At 59.8% G+C, this 14,928-nt stretch carries 12 protein-coding genes and 3 pseudogenes; 7 read left to right on the plus strand and 8 right to left on the minus strand.

The genetic code is table 11. The annotated features are described in order from the left end of the window. Positions 1-103 precede the first annotated feature (103 nt). The 6 genes and pseudogenes from B9A23_RS03055 to B9A23_RS03080 all read right to left on the minus strand — a co-directional run. Positions 104-367 (minus strand): annotated as a pseudogene (locus B9A23_RS03055) (carboxyl transferase domain-containing protein); the annotation flags it as partial. Positions 368-743: 376 nt separating this feature from the next. Beyond that, the gene (locus B9A23_RS03060; RefSeq protein WP_084277350.1) at positions 744-1,466 is read right to left on the minus strand and encodes an IS6 family transposase; all 723 of its coding nucleotides are present in this window, start codon (positions 1,464-1,466) and stop codon (positions 744-746) included. Positions 1,467-1,521: 55 nt separating this feature from the next. Then, positions 1,522-1,950, minus strand: a pseudogene (locus tag B9A23_RS23190) (NAD(P)H-dependent flavin oxidoreductase); the annotation flags it as partial. 182 nt (positions 1,951-2,132) lie between these two features. Then, the gene (locus B9A23_RS03070; RefSeq protein WP_084277351.1) at positions 2,133-3,923 is read right to left on the minus strand and encodes an acyl-CoA dehydrogenase C-terminal domain-containing protein; all 1,791 of its coding nucleotides are present in this window, start codon (positions 3,921-3,923) and stop codon (positions 2,133-2,135) included. 55 nt (positions 3,924-3,978) lie between these two features. Continuing rightward, on the minus strand, positions 3,979-6,306 hold the full coding sequence (locus B9A23_RS03075; RefSeq protein ID WP_084277352.1) for a 3-hydroxyacyl-CoA dehydrogenase/enoyl-CoA hydratase family protein: 2,328 nt from the start codon (positions 6,304-6,306) through the stop codon (positions 3,979-3,981). Continuing rightward, positions 6,303-7,439 carry a thiolase family protein gene (locus B9A23_RS03080; RefSeq protein ID WP_084277353.1) on the minus strand — a complete coding sequence of 379 codons (1,137 nt, stop codon included), beginning with the start codon at positions 7,437-7,439 and terminating at the stop codon, positions 6,303-6,305. The genes B9A23_RS03075 and B9A23_RS03080 overlap by 4 nt, the downstream gene beginning before the upstream one ends. Before the next feature lie 276 nt (positions 7,440-7,715). Here B9A23_RS03080 and B9A23_RS03085 point away from each other — a divergent pair, with 276 nt between their 5' ends. The 5 genes from B9A23_RS03085 to B9A23_RS03105 all read left to right on the plus strand — a co-directional run bounded on the left by B9A23_RS03085 (position 7,716) and on the right by B9A23_RS03105 (position 13,165). Then, the gene (locus B9A23_RS03085; protein ID WP_084277354.1) at positions 7,716-9,080 is read left to right on the plus strand and encodes a DUF3422 domain-containing protein; all 1,365 of its coding nucleotides are present in this window, start codon (positions 7,716-7,718) and stop codon (positions 9,078-9,080) included. Between the two features lie 162 nt (positions 9,081-9,242). Then, positions 9,243-9,608, plus strand: a complete 366-nt coding sequence (locus B9A23_RS03090) for a DUF2147 domain-containing protein (protein ID WP_084277355.1) — start codon at positions 9,243-9,245, stop codon at positions 9,606-9,608. A 42-nt stretch (positions 9,609-9,650) separates the two neighbouring features. Beyond that, the gene (locus B9A23_RS03095; RefSeq protein ID WP_254894937.1) at positions 9,651-10,946 is read left to right on the plus strand and encodes an OmpP1/FadL family transporter; all 1,296 of its coding nucleotides are present in this window, start codon (positions 9,651-9,653) and stop codon (positions 10,944-10,946) included. Further along, positions 10,946-12,622 (plus strand): long-chain-fatty-acid--CoA ligase, encoded by a 1,677-nt coding sequence (locus B9A23_RS03100; RefSeq protein ID WP_084277356.1) that lies wholly within the window; start codon positions 10,946-10,948, stop codon positions 12,620-12,622. Before B9A23_RS03095 ends, B9A23_RS03100 begins: the two co-directional genes overlap by 1 nt. Positions 12,623-12,793: 171 nt before the next feature. Then, positions 12,794-13,165, plus strand: coding sequence for a MerR family transcriptional regulator (locus tag B9A23_RS03105; RefSeq protein WP_254894963.1), 372 nt, complete (start codon positions 12,794-12,796; stop codon positions 13,163-13,165). A 123-nt stretch (positions 13,166-13,288) separates the two neighbouring features. Here B9A23_RS03105 and B9A23_RS03110 read toward each other — a convergent pair whose 3' ends face one another. Beyond that, positions 13,289-13,624: an ATP-binding protein gene (locus tag B9A23_RS03110; RefSeq protein ID WP_084277358.1), complete on the minus strand. Its 336-nt coding sequence runs from the start codon at positions 13,622-13,624 to the stop codon at positions 13,289-13,291. Positions 13,625-13,791: 167 nt separating this feature from the next. On the opposite strand from B9A23_RS03110, the gene B9A23_RS23195 reads away from it, so the two are divergent. Then, entirely contained in the window at positions 13,792-14,076 is a 285-nt protein-coding gene (locus B9A23_RS23195; protein ID WP_254894938.1) for a transposase, read from the plus strand. 15 nt (positions 14,077-14,091) lie between these two features. Next, the gene (locus B9A23_RS23200; protein ID WP_254894939.1) at positions 14,092-14,250 is read left to right on the plus strand and encodes a hypothetical protein; all 159 of its coding nucleotides are present in this window, start codon (positions 14,092-14,094) and stop codon (positions 14,248-14,250) included. Positions 14,251-14,604: 354 nt separating this feature from the next. On the opposite strand, the pseudogene B9A23_RS03120 reads toward B9A23_RS23200, so the two are convergent. Then, a pseudogene (locus B9A23_RS03120) lies at positions 14,605-14,814 on the minus strand (ArdC-like ssDNA-binding domain-containing protein); the annotation flags it as partial. Positions 14,815-14,928 lie beyond the last annotated feature (114 nt).

Here is a 14,928-nt window from a genome sequence, read left to right on the forward strand (position 1 = left end):
AAAGCGTGAGAATGACTCATCGACAATAAGGCTTGAGCCTTCGCTGACGTTGATCTTGCTCACCACTGACCGCTTTTCGGCACGCAGGATATTCTCCAACTTAAACATAGATCAGTTGGCCGTTGATGGCGCCCGATCCGGCGTCCATGCCGTCGCCGGGGATCTTCTGCTCGTCCATGCCGAAATCGACGCAGTCATGTTCGAAATAGGTATCGAGCTCCTCGAAAGTGCCCTCGTTCAGCAGCAGCTTGAGCCGTTCGCGGGCGGTCAGCTTGCCCTTGGCATGCTGCGCGACGATCCGTTTTTCACCCCCGCCCAGCTTGGCTGCTGCGCGGCGGCGTTCCATTTCGGCGATATTGGCGGACATGGTCTCGTTTTCTTCATATTTCAGAGGTCTAAACGCAATCACATGAGTGACGCAGCTCACCGCAGGGCGATGACTCACTCACGTGTCGGAGGATCTTCGTTTCTAGCGTCCCTAGTGATGCCTTTTGTCCGGCGGCTCATTCCCCTTCTACAGGGACACCATCCTTAAAGCTTTGCTCGAAGACCGTTCGACCGACCTTTCGCAATAAGGTGCTTGGACGACATCAAATCGTCCGCGATACATTTTGGGAGCGACGGAGTTTGCCGAAAGTCGAGAGATCAAGATAAGCGTCAGGAAATATAAACTTTAGGGGGTGCTGTCAGTCTAATGCGAACTGGTCTCCACTTGGCGCAGTTTCCCCTTCCCCACCGACAGCCTAGGCGAACAGGTTTTGCCACTCGACCAAGGCGGCCGAACGTCGCTGCTTGTAGGTCTGCCTGTCGACGAGATGGCGTTCCTGGTTGAAGTGATTGTTGAAGGACGCATGGACCGCGGTGAACTTCTGCAGAGTCTTCATCCGTCGGAACCGGAGCATGGCGCGCTCTCGCCTTCGGACCGGCAGGTGACTGCATTCAGCGCGATTGTTCGCCCACCTCCCCACTTCCTGCTTGTTCGCGTTCCCAAGCAGCTTCATCGCCGCCTTGTACGACCCCAAGCCATCAGTGGTGATCGCCTCGGGTGATCCGTGCCGCTTCAGCGTCTTCTTCATGAACCGCAGAGCCGCGGACTTGTCGCGGGATCTGGTGATGTAGCTCTCGAGGACTTCGCCTTCATGATCGACCGCCCGCCACAGGTAGACCATCTCGCCGTTTACCTTCACGTACATCTCGTCGAGATGCCATTTCCAGTGCCGGTAGCCGCGCATCCGGCTGACCCGCTGGCGCCGGATGTCTGCAGCAAACAGCGGCCCGAACCGGTTCCACCAGAACCGCACGGTCTCGTGGCAGATGTCGATACCGCGTTCGAACAGCAGGTCCTCGACGTTGCGCAGCGACAGCGGAAAGCGGACGTACATCAGCACCACCAGGCGGATCACCTCGGGAGAGGAGTTGAACCGGCGGAACGGGCTTGGCGGCAACGCGCGGGATTTGCGAGACATCAACCGCCGCTAGCAGGTGCCTGGTTAGTCTGACAGAGCCAGCGAGACTCTCCTCCGCAGCGATGAAGTGCGAGCCGATATAAGCCAGGCCCGCCCCCATCAGACGGGCGGCGGCGATCTGCTGGCCCCGCGTAATGGCGCCTGCCAGCGCCAGCGGCCCCGAAAAGAAGCGGCGTATTTCTTCGACCAGAGCAAAAGGACTTAACGTTCCGCCATGCCCCCCTGCCCCGGCTGCCACCGCGATCAGTCCATCCACGCCGGCAGCTACCGCTTTTTCCGCATGGCGCACGCTGGTAACGTCGTGAAACACGAGACCCCCATAACCCTGCACGACCTGAACCACCTCGGCTGCCGCACCCAGCGAGGTGATGACGAGCGGTACGCGGTGCCGGACCGTCAACTCCAGATCAGCCTCGAGCCTGGGATTGCTTTTGTGAACGATGAGATTGACACCGAAGGGCGCAGCCCCATGTTTCCCCCGCAAGCCGTCCCTCTATCTCGTCGAGCCATTCTCCATAGCCTTCGCTGCTACGCTGGTTGAGGACGGGAAAAGTGCCCAGCAACCCTGCCTTGCAGCACTCGACCACCAGGTCCGGACCAGAGACCAGAAACATCGGCGCGACGATGGCCGGGATCGCAAGTCGGTCGCCAAGAAGTGCGGGAGCGTCAAAAGATCTCATCCTCCAGCGCCATCATCGACTTCTTGCCTGCCTTGATCGACAGGAAGTGCGCGGTCGCCTGCGGCAGGATTCGCTCGAAGAAGAATGTCGCCGTCTTGATCTTGGCGTCGTAGAATTGCTTGTCTTCAGTTCCGAAAAACAGCTGAAATCCGGCGATTTTGGTGGCTTTGGCAAAACAATAGCCCATCGCGACCAGACCGAGCAGACGAAGATAATCTGTCGACGCGGCACCGGCTTCCTCCGGATCCTTCATTGCTCGCTGGGCGACTGTCGCGGTCGAAAGCTGAAGCGCGCCAAATGCCTTGGCAAGCGCCTCGACCATCGGCTTCATCGGCCCGTCGACATTGTTCTCCTCGATGAAGGCCGAAACGGGATGGAAGAAGCTGCGCAGATAACGACCCATATGAGCGCCAAGCTTTCGACCGACGAGGTCAAGTGCCTGAACCCCGTTCGTGCCCTCGTAGATCATGGTGATGCGGGCATCGCGAGCATATTGCTCGACACCGCTCTCGCGAATGTATCCATGTCCACCATAACATTGGACCGCCAGGTTGGCGCTTTCAAAGGACATGTCGGTGAACATGGCTTTGACGACCGGCGTCATCAGCGCAATGAAATCCGATGCGCGCTGCCGCACTTCCGGTTCCGGCGAATGCTTCTCCGCATCGAGCGCGCGAGACACCCAGGCCGACAAGGCGCGACAACCCTCATTATAGGCGCGCATCGTCATCAGCATGCGCCGTACGTCAGGATGCACGATGATGGGATCGGCCGCCTGATCGGGATATTTGGGTCCAGAAAGTGCGCGACCCTGGATCCGGTCCTTCGCATACCATGCCGCCGCCTGATAAGCGGCCTCGCCCACGCCCAGCCCCTGGATGCCTACCGACACGCGCTCGGTATTCATCATCGTGAACATCGCGGCCATGCCCTTATTGGGCTCGCCGACCAGCCAACCGACGGAATCGTCAAAATTCATCTGGCATGTAGCGGATGCCTTGAGGCCCATCTTATGTTCGATGGCCGCGCATTGCACGCCGTTCGATGGTCCCGGAGTGCCATCCTCCTTCGGGAGATATTTGGGCACGAGAAACAGGCTGATGCCCTTCACGCCTTTTGGCGCATCGGGGAGGCGCGCCAGAACCAGATGAATGATATTTTCGGTGAGGTCATGCTCGCCGGCTGAGATGAAGATCTTCGAGCCCGTGACCTTGTAGCTGCCGTCGCCCTGGGGCACGGCGCGCGAACGCAAAAGACCAAGATCGGTACCGCAATGCGGTTCGGTCAAGCACATGGTGCCCGACCACTGGCCACTCACCATCTTGGGCAGATAGGCCTGTTTGAGCGCATCACTGCCATGGCCTTCCACGGCAGTCGTCGCGCCGTGGGTGAGCCCTGGGTAGAGGCCAAAGCTCAGATTAGCCGAACAGATCATTTCCTCCACGAGCTTGTTCACCGTCTCCGGTAGACCCTGACCACCCCATTCCGGATCGGACGCGAGCGAGGTCCAGCCGCCTTCTGCGAACTGGCGATAGGCTTCTGGAAAGCCCTGCGGCGTGCGCACCACGCCATTTTGGAGGTGGCAGCCTTCCTCGTCACCCGATCGGTTGAGCGGCAAGAGCACATCGCGGCAGAAGCGGGCTGCTTCCTCGAGCACCGCATCGGTCAGGTCCGGGGTGAACTCGGACAATGCGGGGATATCCCCGAAACCGTCATCCTGATGGAGCTCGTTGAGGACAAAGCGCATGTCGCGCAGTGGAGCGTCATAGACTTGCATGGTTAAATATCTCCCCGCGGGCCAACGCACCTGACGGCGCACGACCCGCATCTTGTCAGTTGCGAAGCGGCTTGCCGGTCAAAAGCATCTGCTCCACGCGCGCCTGCGTACGCGGGTCACGAACGAGCTGCATGAAAGCCTTGCGCTCCAATGCGAGAAGATCGGCTTCGCTGACGATATCGATCAGATCCTTCTCCCCGCCAGACAGCACATCGGCGAGCACACCCGAGACCACCCCGTCATAGGACGTGGCGAGACCGCGAGCCTGGAAGCCTTCGACGGCGAGTTCGAGGGCCACCTTGCCGCCGGCTCCAGGCAGACGAAATTCCGGCGGAGCGGGCGGCGCATAACCCTCGACCAGTGCAAGAGCCTTCGCCTTCGCATCGCTGAGAAGACGAACGCGGTTCATCGTGATGCCGTCGCTGGGTCGCAGGAAGCCATATTCTTTTGCTTCGGCCGCGGATTTGGCGACCGTCGCTGTCGAAACGGTCTCGAAAACCTTTGCGACGGAAGGCATGGGCCCTTTGGGCAAAGCGGGATTCTGCCGCCAGCGATCGAGCATCTCACCGCAGCCACCCCAGCCGGGGATCAGGCCCACCCCACATTCGACGAGGCCGATATAACTTTCGGCATGTGCCTGAACCGCGTCGCTGTTCAGCAGTATTTCACAACCACCGCCCAGGGCCATGCCCGATGGCGCGCTCACCACCGGGAACGGCGCATATTTAAGCGCCTTGTAGGCTTCCTGGCCACCCGCGACGAGCTTTTCGATTTCGCCCCACGCCGCGATATTGAGCGCGAACAGGGCAAGCCCGAGATTCGCGCCGGCCGAGAAGTTGCTGCCTTCATTATAGACGACCAGCGCTTTGTATTTCTCTTGCACCAGCGGGATGGCTTTGCCGATCAGGGCCATGACGTCACTGTCGAGGGCGTTCATCTTGCCGGTGAATTCGAAGGCCACCACACCGTCGCCGATATCCCAGAGTGCGGCCGAACCGTTCTTGATCAGCGGCTGCGAGGAGAGCTTGATGTCCTCGAGCAACAAGACACCTTCGGGCCTGACGACATCATGATAATCGCCATCCAGTCCAAGATATTGCCGTTTGCCATTTTCCACGCGGTAGAAACTGCGATCTCCCGCTAACGTCAGGAGCGCCGGCACCGGACGGCCTTCGGCGGCGAGCCGTTCGGCGAGCTTCGCCGCGCCGATCTTGTCGATGAGTTCGAAGGGCCCGAACTTCCAGTTATACCCAAGCTTCATCGCCGTATCGACGCCAACGATGTCGTCAGCGATTTCCGGCACGAGGCTGGCAGCGTAGGACAGAGTCGCACCGAGGATGGCCCAGGCATAGGCGCCCGCCTCACCGGGTAGGGCGATAAGAGCTGCAAGGTCGCCTTTACCAGCCGCGCCAGAAACAGACGGCGCCTTAATGGCCGGCCGATAGTCGCCGGTCGAAAGATCGATGGCCTCCTTGCGTTTGCCGGCATCTCGGTTCAGGCGGTAAAAGCCGCCTTTGCCCTTGCGGCCGGTATAGCCGTCCGCGATCATCCGGTCGATTAGCGGCGCGGGCCGCGCGATCGCCTGATAGGGATCATCGGCCGGCAGGGTCGAGGTCAGGCTCTTTTGCAGATAGGGCATGAGATCGATGCCTACGAGATCGACAAGCCCGAAAACCCCTGTCTTGGGGACCCCCATGGGCTTTCCCGCGATCGCATCAGCCTGTTCGACCGTGATTCCCAGGTCGAAGGCTGCGTTGAGCGCCGCCTGAATCCAGAAGGTGCCAATGCGATTGGCGATGAAGCCCGGTGTATCCTTTGCGCGAACCACGCTCTTCCCAAGCGTGCGGTCTGCGAAGTCAGCGATCCGTTCCACCAGAGCCGTATCGCTCTCGGCTCCTGTCACGATCTCCAGCAGCCGCATATAGCGGGGCGGATTAAAGAAATGGGTGATAAGAAAGTGGCTGCGAAAGCCATCCGACCGCCCCTCGATCAGTTGGCCCAGCGGGATGGTCGAGGTGTTGGATGACACGGCCGCATCCGGTCTGCGATGCGCCTCGATCTTCTCGTATAGCCCGTGCTTGAGATCCAGCCGTTCGACAATCGCCTCGACGATCCAGTCACAATCGGCGATTTTCGCCAGATCGTCCTCGATATTGCCAGTTTCGACCAGCTTTGCCGCCGCCTTCGACATGAAAGGAGCCGGGTCCGTCTTGAGCATCTTGGCCACCGCGCCCGCCGCCACGGCGTTGCGATCATCAGGATCGCGCACGATATCGATGAGGAGAACGGGAATACCGGCATTAGCGACCTGCGCCGCGATGCCCGCACCCATCGTGCCTGCGCCGATGACGCAGACCTTCTTCACGGAAGCAGGGCCGCTCATTCCGCTGCCTCCAGCACCGTCGCAATCCCCTGCCCGCCACCGATGCACTGGGTCGCGAGCGCATATTTGCCACCTTCGCGCTTCAGCAGCGCCGCAGCCTTGCCCACGATGCGCGCGCCGGTCGCTCCCAAAGGATGGCCGATGGCGATCGCGCCACCGTCGACATTGACCTTGTCGACATCGAGCCCAAGATCGGAAATGCAAGCCAGCGACTGGCTGGCGAAAGCCTCGTTCAACTCGACAATATCGAGTTGTCCAACATCGAGGCCTGCACGGCCAAGCGCCTTGCGCGAAGCCTCAACCGGACCGATGCCCATGATCTCGGGCTGACATCCCGAGACCGCGACCGACTTGATCCGCGCCAGAATGGGAAGCCCGTTGGCAAGCGCATAGTCTTCGCTGGCGATGAGAACCGCGCTGGCGCCATCGGTCAAGGGTGAAGATGTGCCTGCGGTTACGGTTCCTTCTTGGGCAAAGGCAGGCTTGAGGCCGGCAAGCGCTTCCACCGTCGTTCCGGGACGCGGCGTGCCGTCCTTGTCGACGATGCCGGCTTTGGTCGGGATCGGGACGATCTCGGCCTCGAGCTTGCCCGCAGCGATGGCGGAGGCGGCCTTGTCCTGGCTCGCGACGGCAAAGGCTTCCTGCTGCGCACGCGAAATCTGATACTTGGTGGCGACGTTTTCAGCAGTGTCGCCCATCCCGAGATAGGCGGCCGTCTTCTTGGCCAGCTCAGCGTTCGGAAGCGGATTGAACCCCATCATCGGTACACGGCTCATCGATTCGACGCCCGCGCAGATAAAGACCTCGCCCGCGCCCAGTTGAATCTGCCCGGCAGCGATGTGCACAGAACTCATCGACGATCCGCAGAAGCGGTTGACCGTCATGCCAGCGACCGAGAGCGGCAGATCAGCCAGAAGGCCGATGAGACGCGCGACGTTGAAGCCTTGCTCCCCCTCGGGGAAGGCGCAACCGAGCACGATATCCTCGATATCCTCGGGCTTTACACCGGTACGTTCAATCAGACCGCGGATGACCTGAGCAGCCAGATCGTCCGGGCGGACGCGCGCAAGCGCGCCCTTGCCAGCCAGATGAAACGGCGAACGGGCATAACCCGCGACAACCACATTACGCATCGATCGAAGCCTCTCCATGGAATCGGGAATCAGAAACACGCTGATGACCTAATGGTGCTTAGATTGACCTATACGTCAACAGAAATGTTTGGCATGGTACCCAGAAGCGGCGCGGGCGAGCACGGGCCATGTGAAGAAGGAGGGTGTCCGTGACAGCAAGGAATGCCTGAAAACCCGCCCCCAGCCCCGACCCAAGCAAACGCTGATGCGTCCGGCAATGCGGCGATCCCGGCCCATCCACAAAGGTAGCGTGCGCCGCGCTGAAGGAGATTCGAAATGCGCCTTCATGAACATGCCTTGCGCCGACAGGTCGTCAACGAAATGCACCTGCGGCGATTTGCGAGACTAGATCCGCCGGCGCTCGCCATACAGACCGTACGACTGCTCGATGACGAGCAGTGGGAGAAGGAGTGGTCCGTGATCAGCGATCTGCGTGGTGCAGATCTGGATCGTACCGCGCGACATATGGAAACCGGCTGGAAAGATGCTGTCCGTATCGCTTGGGAAAGGCATAGCGAGGCAATGACAACCACCCTTACATTTGCTACGGAAAACAAAAATCCGGAGTGGAACTTACCCCTGACCGGACCTTCTGCAGAGGCTTTGACCTGGATGGAAGAGCTTCCTGGCAGCGTGATCCGCGCCACGCAGATCGTCGTCGTCACCAGCGACAGCGCTGCCGCCGAGCTTATCGAAAGAGCTGCATTTCACCCTGCCCATTTGGTTTCATGCGTCGTCGACGATGCCATCCGGATCTGGAGCGACTTTCGCATACATGCAGAAGGGTATGGGCGCCTAGTGGTCGCGACCAATGGCGCAAGCGTTGACGAGGTTTCCCGCTGTATCCAGCGCGTGCAGGAACTGGGGAACTATCGGAACCTCGCGCTTCTCGGTTTGCCGACTGCGCGACATGGCTGGAGCGTGCTGGATGAGATCGAGCGCAGTCTGGACGAGACTGGTCGGGCACTGCGCGATTCTTCGCGCACTGATGATAGCCTTCTTGCCTCTCTGTCGTCGCTGACCGCAAGATTGCTAACATTAGCGAGTGAAACGGATTCAAGGCTGAGCGCCACGGCCGCCCTAACTGAGATCGTCGCAGAGCGGCTTACCGATCTCGTTGCATCGCGCCTTCCAGGATTCCAGTCGCTTAGCGACTTCACCGGAAGGCGCTTTAATCCAGCGGTCCGAACATGCCGGGATTTTCAGACGCGCCTAGCCCAGGTCAGCCTTCGAGCCGCACAGTTCACTGCCCTCCTGCGCGCACGGATCGAGACACACATTGAAAATCAGAATGCGTCGCTGCTTGCTTCAATGGACCGCAGCGTTCGCATGCAGCTTCGCCTCCAACACCTGGTCGAGGGACTCTCAGCGGTTGCCGTGGGCTACTACGCGCTCGGCCTAATCGGTTACCCTCTCAAGGCAGCCGAGAAGGCATTCCCCCCCTTTTCCTCCGTTATTGTCCTGGGGGGTTTGGCTCCGCTGGTTGCGGTGATCGCATTTTTCTCAATCGCCTACGCACGTCGCCGAGCCGTCGCCGACGCCTCGGTCAAGTCGATACGTAAAAAAAACCCGGACAGCGGTGGGATGCATCGCCAGCCTCCGGAAGCGGCAAACAGCAACCGGACGAAATCGGAAGAATGATGACGATTTGAGTCCTTGACTTACCTATACGTCAACATGATGGTGAGGGAGAGGCCGATTCGAGCCGCTTCGACGCGGTCCAGCAAAGAACAATCGCGTTAGCGGTGCCTCATGGGAGCGGAACGAATGACAATCTTACTGGCAATACTGGCAGCGGCATCGATGCCGGCCGACGCAGCGTTGGGTCGTTGGCAGACCGAAAACCGACATGGCGTGGTCGAGATTGCCAGATGCGGTTCATCCATCTGCGGCACTTTGCTGTCCTCCGACGGCCTCCGGGCGAACCCGCAGTTGCGCGATGAGAAGAACAAGGATGCGCAGCTGCGCAGCCGCGCCCTGAAAGACTTGCGAATCCTGCAGGGCTTCCAATGGAAATCCGGCTCTTGGTCCAGCGGCACCATCTACAACGCCGAGGACGGCGGCACTTACGGCGCGACCGTCACCGTGATCGACAGCGATCATTTGCGCCTGAAGGGCTGCATCGTCTGGCCACTGTGCAAGACCCAGACCTGGATACGTTTACGCTGACAACAATGCATCTGAAATAAATCACGCGAGGGGAGAATAGCATTGAAACACGGCCTGAAACGTCATGTAACCGTAGCTCTTGTCGGAGCGCTGGCAGTGCCGCAGGTTGCACATGCCGGTGGCTTTTATCTTCAGGAACAGTCGGTCAAGGGCGCGGGCCGCGCATTCTCAGGCGAAGTTGCCGATCAGGGAGCGGAATCTCTCTGGTGGAACCCGGCGGCGATCGGGGGCGTGTCAGGCGTCGATAGCCATTTCGCGATCAGCGCGATCCTCCCCAAGGGTAGTATCGACAACGTCAATACGCTCATCGTACGGCCGGGACAGACGCCTGCAGCGGTCGGTGGTGATCAGAGATCGCGTAATCCCATCAACAACGGCATCCTCCCATCAGGAGCGATCGCCTTTGCAGTCAGCCCGAAACTGGCCGTCGGGCTCGCACTGACATCGCCTTACAGCTTTACCACCGACTACGAGGCGACAAGCTGGGTGCGCTACACCACCGATAAGACGAAGTTGCGCACCTACGATATCCAGCCGTCCATCGCGTTTATGCCAACGCCCAACCTCAGCATCGGCGCGGCGCTGAATATCGAATATGCGGACGCTACTCTGTCTAATTATCTGCCCAATCTTTCCCCGCTCCTGGCCGATGGCCATCAGGAACTCAAGGGCGATGGTTGGGATCTGGGCTGGACTGCTGGTCTCCAATATCGCGCAGGTCCCGTCACACTGGGTGCGAGCTACAAGTCCAGCGTGAAGCATGACCTGAAAGGTTCGATCGCAACGACCGGGCTGCTCGGACCGCTAGCCGGACAAAATGGCTCGATCGACACCGGCGCGAGTTTCCGCACGCCCTGGCAGGCAACAGTCGGCGCACGCGTAGCGGTGTCTCCCAGGCTGACCTTGAACAGCCAGATTGTCCGCTTCGGATGGTCGGAGTTCGACAGCATCAAGCTGGGGTCTCCGCTCAATACTGCCATCCCGGAAAACTACCGAAACACCTGGAGCTTCGCGGGTGGCATTGATTATTCTGCCTCCCCCCAATGGACCATCCGCGCAGGCGTGCAGCACGATCAAACCCCGACGAGGGACGGCAATCGCGACGCGCGCGTGCCAGATGCGGATCGATGGAACTTCGCGGCGGGCAGCAGCTTTGCTCTTTCCCGCAATTTCACCCTCAATGCCGCCGCCGCTTACATCGCCTTCAAGGACGAGACGATTGATCGAACAACTGCCGCTTATGCTGGAAGTGCCGCGCAGACCCCCATCCTGGTCAACGGCGGGGTGAACGACGCTCATGCCGTCGTGCTGTCCCTTGGTGGTCGGTTGACCTTCTGATGTTCGAGGCTGCCATGGCTGAACCCATTTCAGACATCTTCGACGGACAGCAGGATCCGTCGCTTCCACCCCGATTGATCACCGACCTGCTGGATAACGCGGTTGCGCTCTATCCAGACCGGATAGCGATCGATTTCCTGGGTAGAACTTGGACCTACGGTGAGATCGGCGGCCTCGTGCAGAGGGCAGCCAGGGGCCTGCAGGATCAGGGCTTGAAGAAAGGCGATCGATTCGGCCTTTGCCTGCCCAATTGTCCGTACTTCGTTGTCCTGTATTTTGCCGCACTCCAGGTCGGTGCGATCATCGTGAATTTCAACCCTCTCTACACCGAGCGAGAACTTGAGCATCAAATCCGCGATTCAGGCACGCGGATGATGGCCGTACCGGATCTGAAGGCAATCCATGGGAAAGTGGAGGCGGTTGCAGCAAGCGCCGGCCTGGACAAGATCATTCTGTGCGGCATGGTCGACATGTTGCCGCGAATGAAAGGCTTGGGCTTTACCTTGTTCAAGCGCAAGGATCATGCTCGTGTACTGGACGAGAGCATTCACGTCCGTTTGAACAGACTCTTGTCGAGCAATGTTCTCCCGAATCCTGTGCGGCGTGAGCCGGACGACGTTGCGGTGTTGCAATACACCGGCGGAACGACCGGTGTTCCCAAAGGAGCGATGCTCACGCATGCCAACCTCGCCGCCAACAGCGCGCAGATGGTCGTGCATGTTGGGGGGCACAGCTCCCGCCAAGAGCGCACACTCGGCGTTCTGCCCATGTTCCATGTCTTTGCGCTCACCACAGTGCTGAATTTCTCCGTCGAGATCGGTGCGGAGATGGTGCTGCTTCCTCGCTTCGAGATGGACCAGGTCCTCAAAACCATGAAGCGCAAGCCCCCCACCCAGTTCTTCGGCGTGCCCACCATCTATGTGGCTCTCAACGGGCTCGCGGACGACAAGATTCCGAACCTGTCGTCAGTGAGAGCCTGCATATCGGGCGGTGCCCCTTTGCCCCTCGATGTCCGGGAGCGTTTCGAAGAGCGGACCGGGGCAAAAGTCGTTGAAGGCTACGGCCTTTCCGAGACGGCCCCTATCATAGCGTGTAATCCCCTGGACGGCCTCGTGAAAGACAACAGCTGTGGGCCGCGCTTTCCCGGCACCATCCTGGAAATCCGCGATCCGGAGAACCCTACGAGGGTGCTTCCCCAAGGCGAGCGGGGCGAAGTCTGCGCCCGGGGCCCACAGGTCATGAAAGGATATTGGCAGCGCGAAGAAGACACGCAGGCGGTATTCGTTGAGGGAGCGCTACGGACTGGGGACATCGGATATCTCGATGAAGATGGCTACCTCTTCCTTGTCGATCGCATCAAGGACGTGATTTTTTGCGGCGGCTATAATGTCTATCCTCGCATCATCGAGGACGCCGCATACCAGCATCCAGCCATCAAGGAGGCAATCGCCATTGGGATTCCGGATCCTTACCGGGGTCAGTCGCCTAAGCTCTTCGTGGCACTACACAAGGATGCAACCGTCACTACGGGCGAACTGAAGGATTTTCTTCGAGAGCGCCTCAGCAAGATCGAGATGCCAAAAGCGATCGAAATTCGCGATAGCCTGCCCAAGACCATGATTGGCAAGCTATCGAAGAAGGAACTTGTCGAGGAGGAGAATAAAAAGCTCGCATGAGCGCCACCGGCCTGCCACTGTCAAACTTAGCTGTTTTGCAACAGGCACCGTGGGATGAGGGTGGCGGACATTGATAGGCGGAGCAAGGCCAACGTGAGACGTGAGCGGATCAAAGCGCCTGTTGATAATAACGGTGCCGGGGCGCGGGATGCGCGTGAATTTACACCCCCACTGCAAGGTATAAATGATGTTGCCCGCGAGTTGGGGGTCACACTGCGAACTCTCCGCTTCTATGAGAAGGAGGGTTTGATCGACCCCCAACGCGTCGGCAATACGCGCATATATTCCAAGCGCGAGATCGGGAGGATGCAACTCATTCTCCGGGGCAAGCGGCTGGGTTTCTCCATTCGAGAGATCAAGGAGTTCCTCGATCTATATGATGCCGACCCGGGACATCATGAGCAGATGGGCAGACTCGTAGAGCGCGTCCGCGAGAGACTTATTGATCTGAAGGGTCAGCGTAGCGCCCTTGATTTAACTATCGAGGAACTGACCAAGATCGAAAATGAGGCTACCACGCACCTCATGCGAAAGCAGAAATAGTCCGCGCCCTAGGATCCTCTTAGCGGCCAAGATCGCCTACGGGAAATTCCAACCCGATTTCCAAGCCATGATCAAACCATGCGCGCTCCACTTTGCCATGCAAAGTCGCAACACTCGCCCTCTCTAAGCGGCGGCCGAAGCCCTCGTCTGACTTGCCCCGGACATTCGCCGGGCGCCGGTCTCGCGCCATGTCATCGTCATGCGCTCACCTGCGATTCCAACTTCAATTCTCAGTTGCCCTTCCGGTGTAGCCAGACCGCCGTATTTCACTGCATTCGTCGCGAGCTCATGCAGCAGCAGGGCGATCGTAGTAAGGGCATGGGGACCAATAGGAAGATTGTCGCCTTCGATACTGATACGCTCCTCATTGATTCCCTGATGGGCAGCCAAGATCGCATCCAACAGCGCCAATAAGGTCGTTTCAGTCTGCTCAACCACGTCGCCGGCGAGATCGGGCATCGTGAGCGTGTGCGCCCTCGCCAGCGAGGCGAACCGCGCCGTCAGATTGTCGGCCAGTTCGTCGATGTCTTGGTAAGCGTCCGTCCTCGGGCGTGTTGCGGCATTCAGGCTCGGCGCTGATGGACCTCCGCTAAGGAGTCTCTTTCTGGACTCCAGAAGGAGGCCAAGTGAAGGGTCGGGTAGAGATCATCGCGCGCACCGAACGGCGCAGGAAGTTTTCGGATGCCGAGAAGGCGGCGATCCTCGCCGAGGCGGATGCAGACGGCGTATCGGTCCGTCAGGTCGCTGAGCGCCACGAGATTGCCGAGAACCTAATTTACAACTGGCGAGCGGCGCGCCGCCAAGCGGCGGCCATCGCCAGCGAGGCGCTGGAGTTCATTCCCTACGGTGCAATCATAACGACGGAGCCCGCACCTGCGCCGGCAGTGCCCGAGCCTCAGAAGGCACCGTGACCCATTTCGTCGCCGATGCCGCCAGCGCCGGAGGATCTGATCCGCCCCCATCCCGGTGCACGCCCCGGCGCAATAGACATAGATCTGACCAGTGGCGTGCGCCTGTCGGTAGACAGCTATGTCAACGAGAAGGCACTGGCCCGCGTGCTGCGTGCATTCCGGGATGTCTCGTGATCTCGCTGGCGCCCGGAACGAAGGTCTATCTGGCAAGCAAGCCGGTCAGCATGCGGCTCGGCTTCGATGGGCTGGCGGCACTGGTTCGCCCGCTGTTCGCGGTCGAACCCTAAGGCGGGCATGTTTTCCTCTTCCGAAGCAAGAGCGGCAACTACCTGAAGGCGCTGCACTGGGACGGGTGTCGTGTTGCCTCACATAAATTTGTTACCGCTTGCCTCAGCAGGAATGTTCCCTGTCGTCACATCATAGCACCGCTTATGGGCTTCGGGCAGCGCGGAGCCTTTGGCGCAGTGCGGCCCGAAGCCCATAAGCTGGGATCTGCTTTCGCACTGCTTACTCTGGTGAGTTCGGATGCGCATAGCCGCACATGTCGGCGACCATCCACAGCCAGAACACATTCATGCCCCGGTACGGAATTCCGCAGGCCCGCAGGGGCCGGGAAACGGGCACGCCGCGCCACGGCTTTATCCACGGCTTCGTGCCTGCTTCCAAACGGGCGATGATTTCCTGGGTGATACGGGTGGCGGGCGACAGGCCGCCGCCCTGCTCCTTGCGATAGGCCATGATGGTTCTCCTGATTGCGGCATCTGGACAATCGGCGACGGGTTCGCCGGTCAGTACCACAGGGTCCCGAGCCCCCTCTGCTCTTCTCCCAAAAAGGAAGCGGCCCTCCGGCGT

The sequence above is a fragment of the Novosphingobium sp. B1 genome (genome assembly GCF_900176395.1).
GTDB lineage: Bacteria > Pseudomonadota > Alphaproteobacteria > Sphingomonadales > Sphingomonadaceae > Novosphingobium.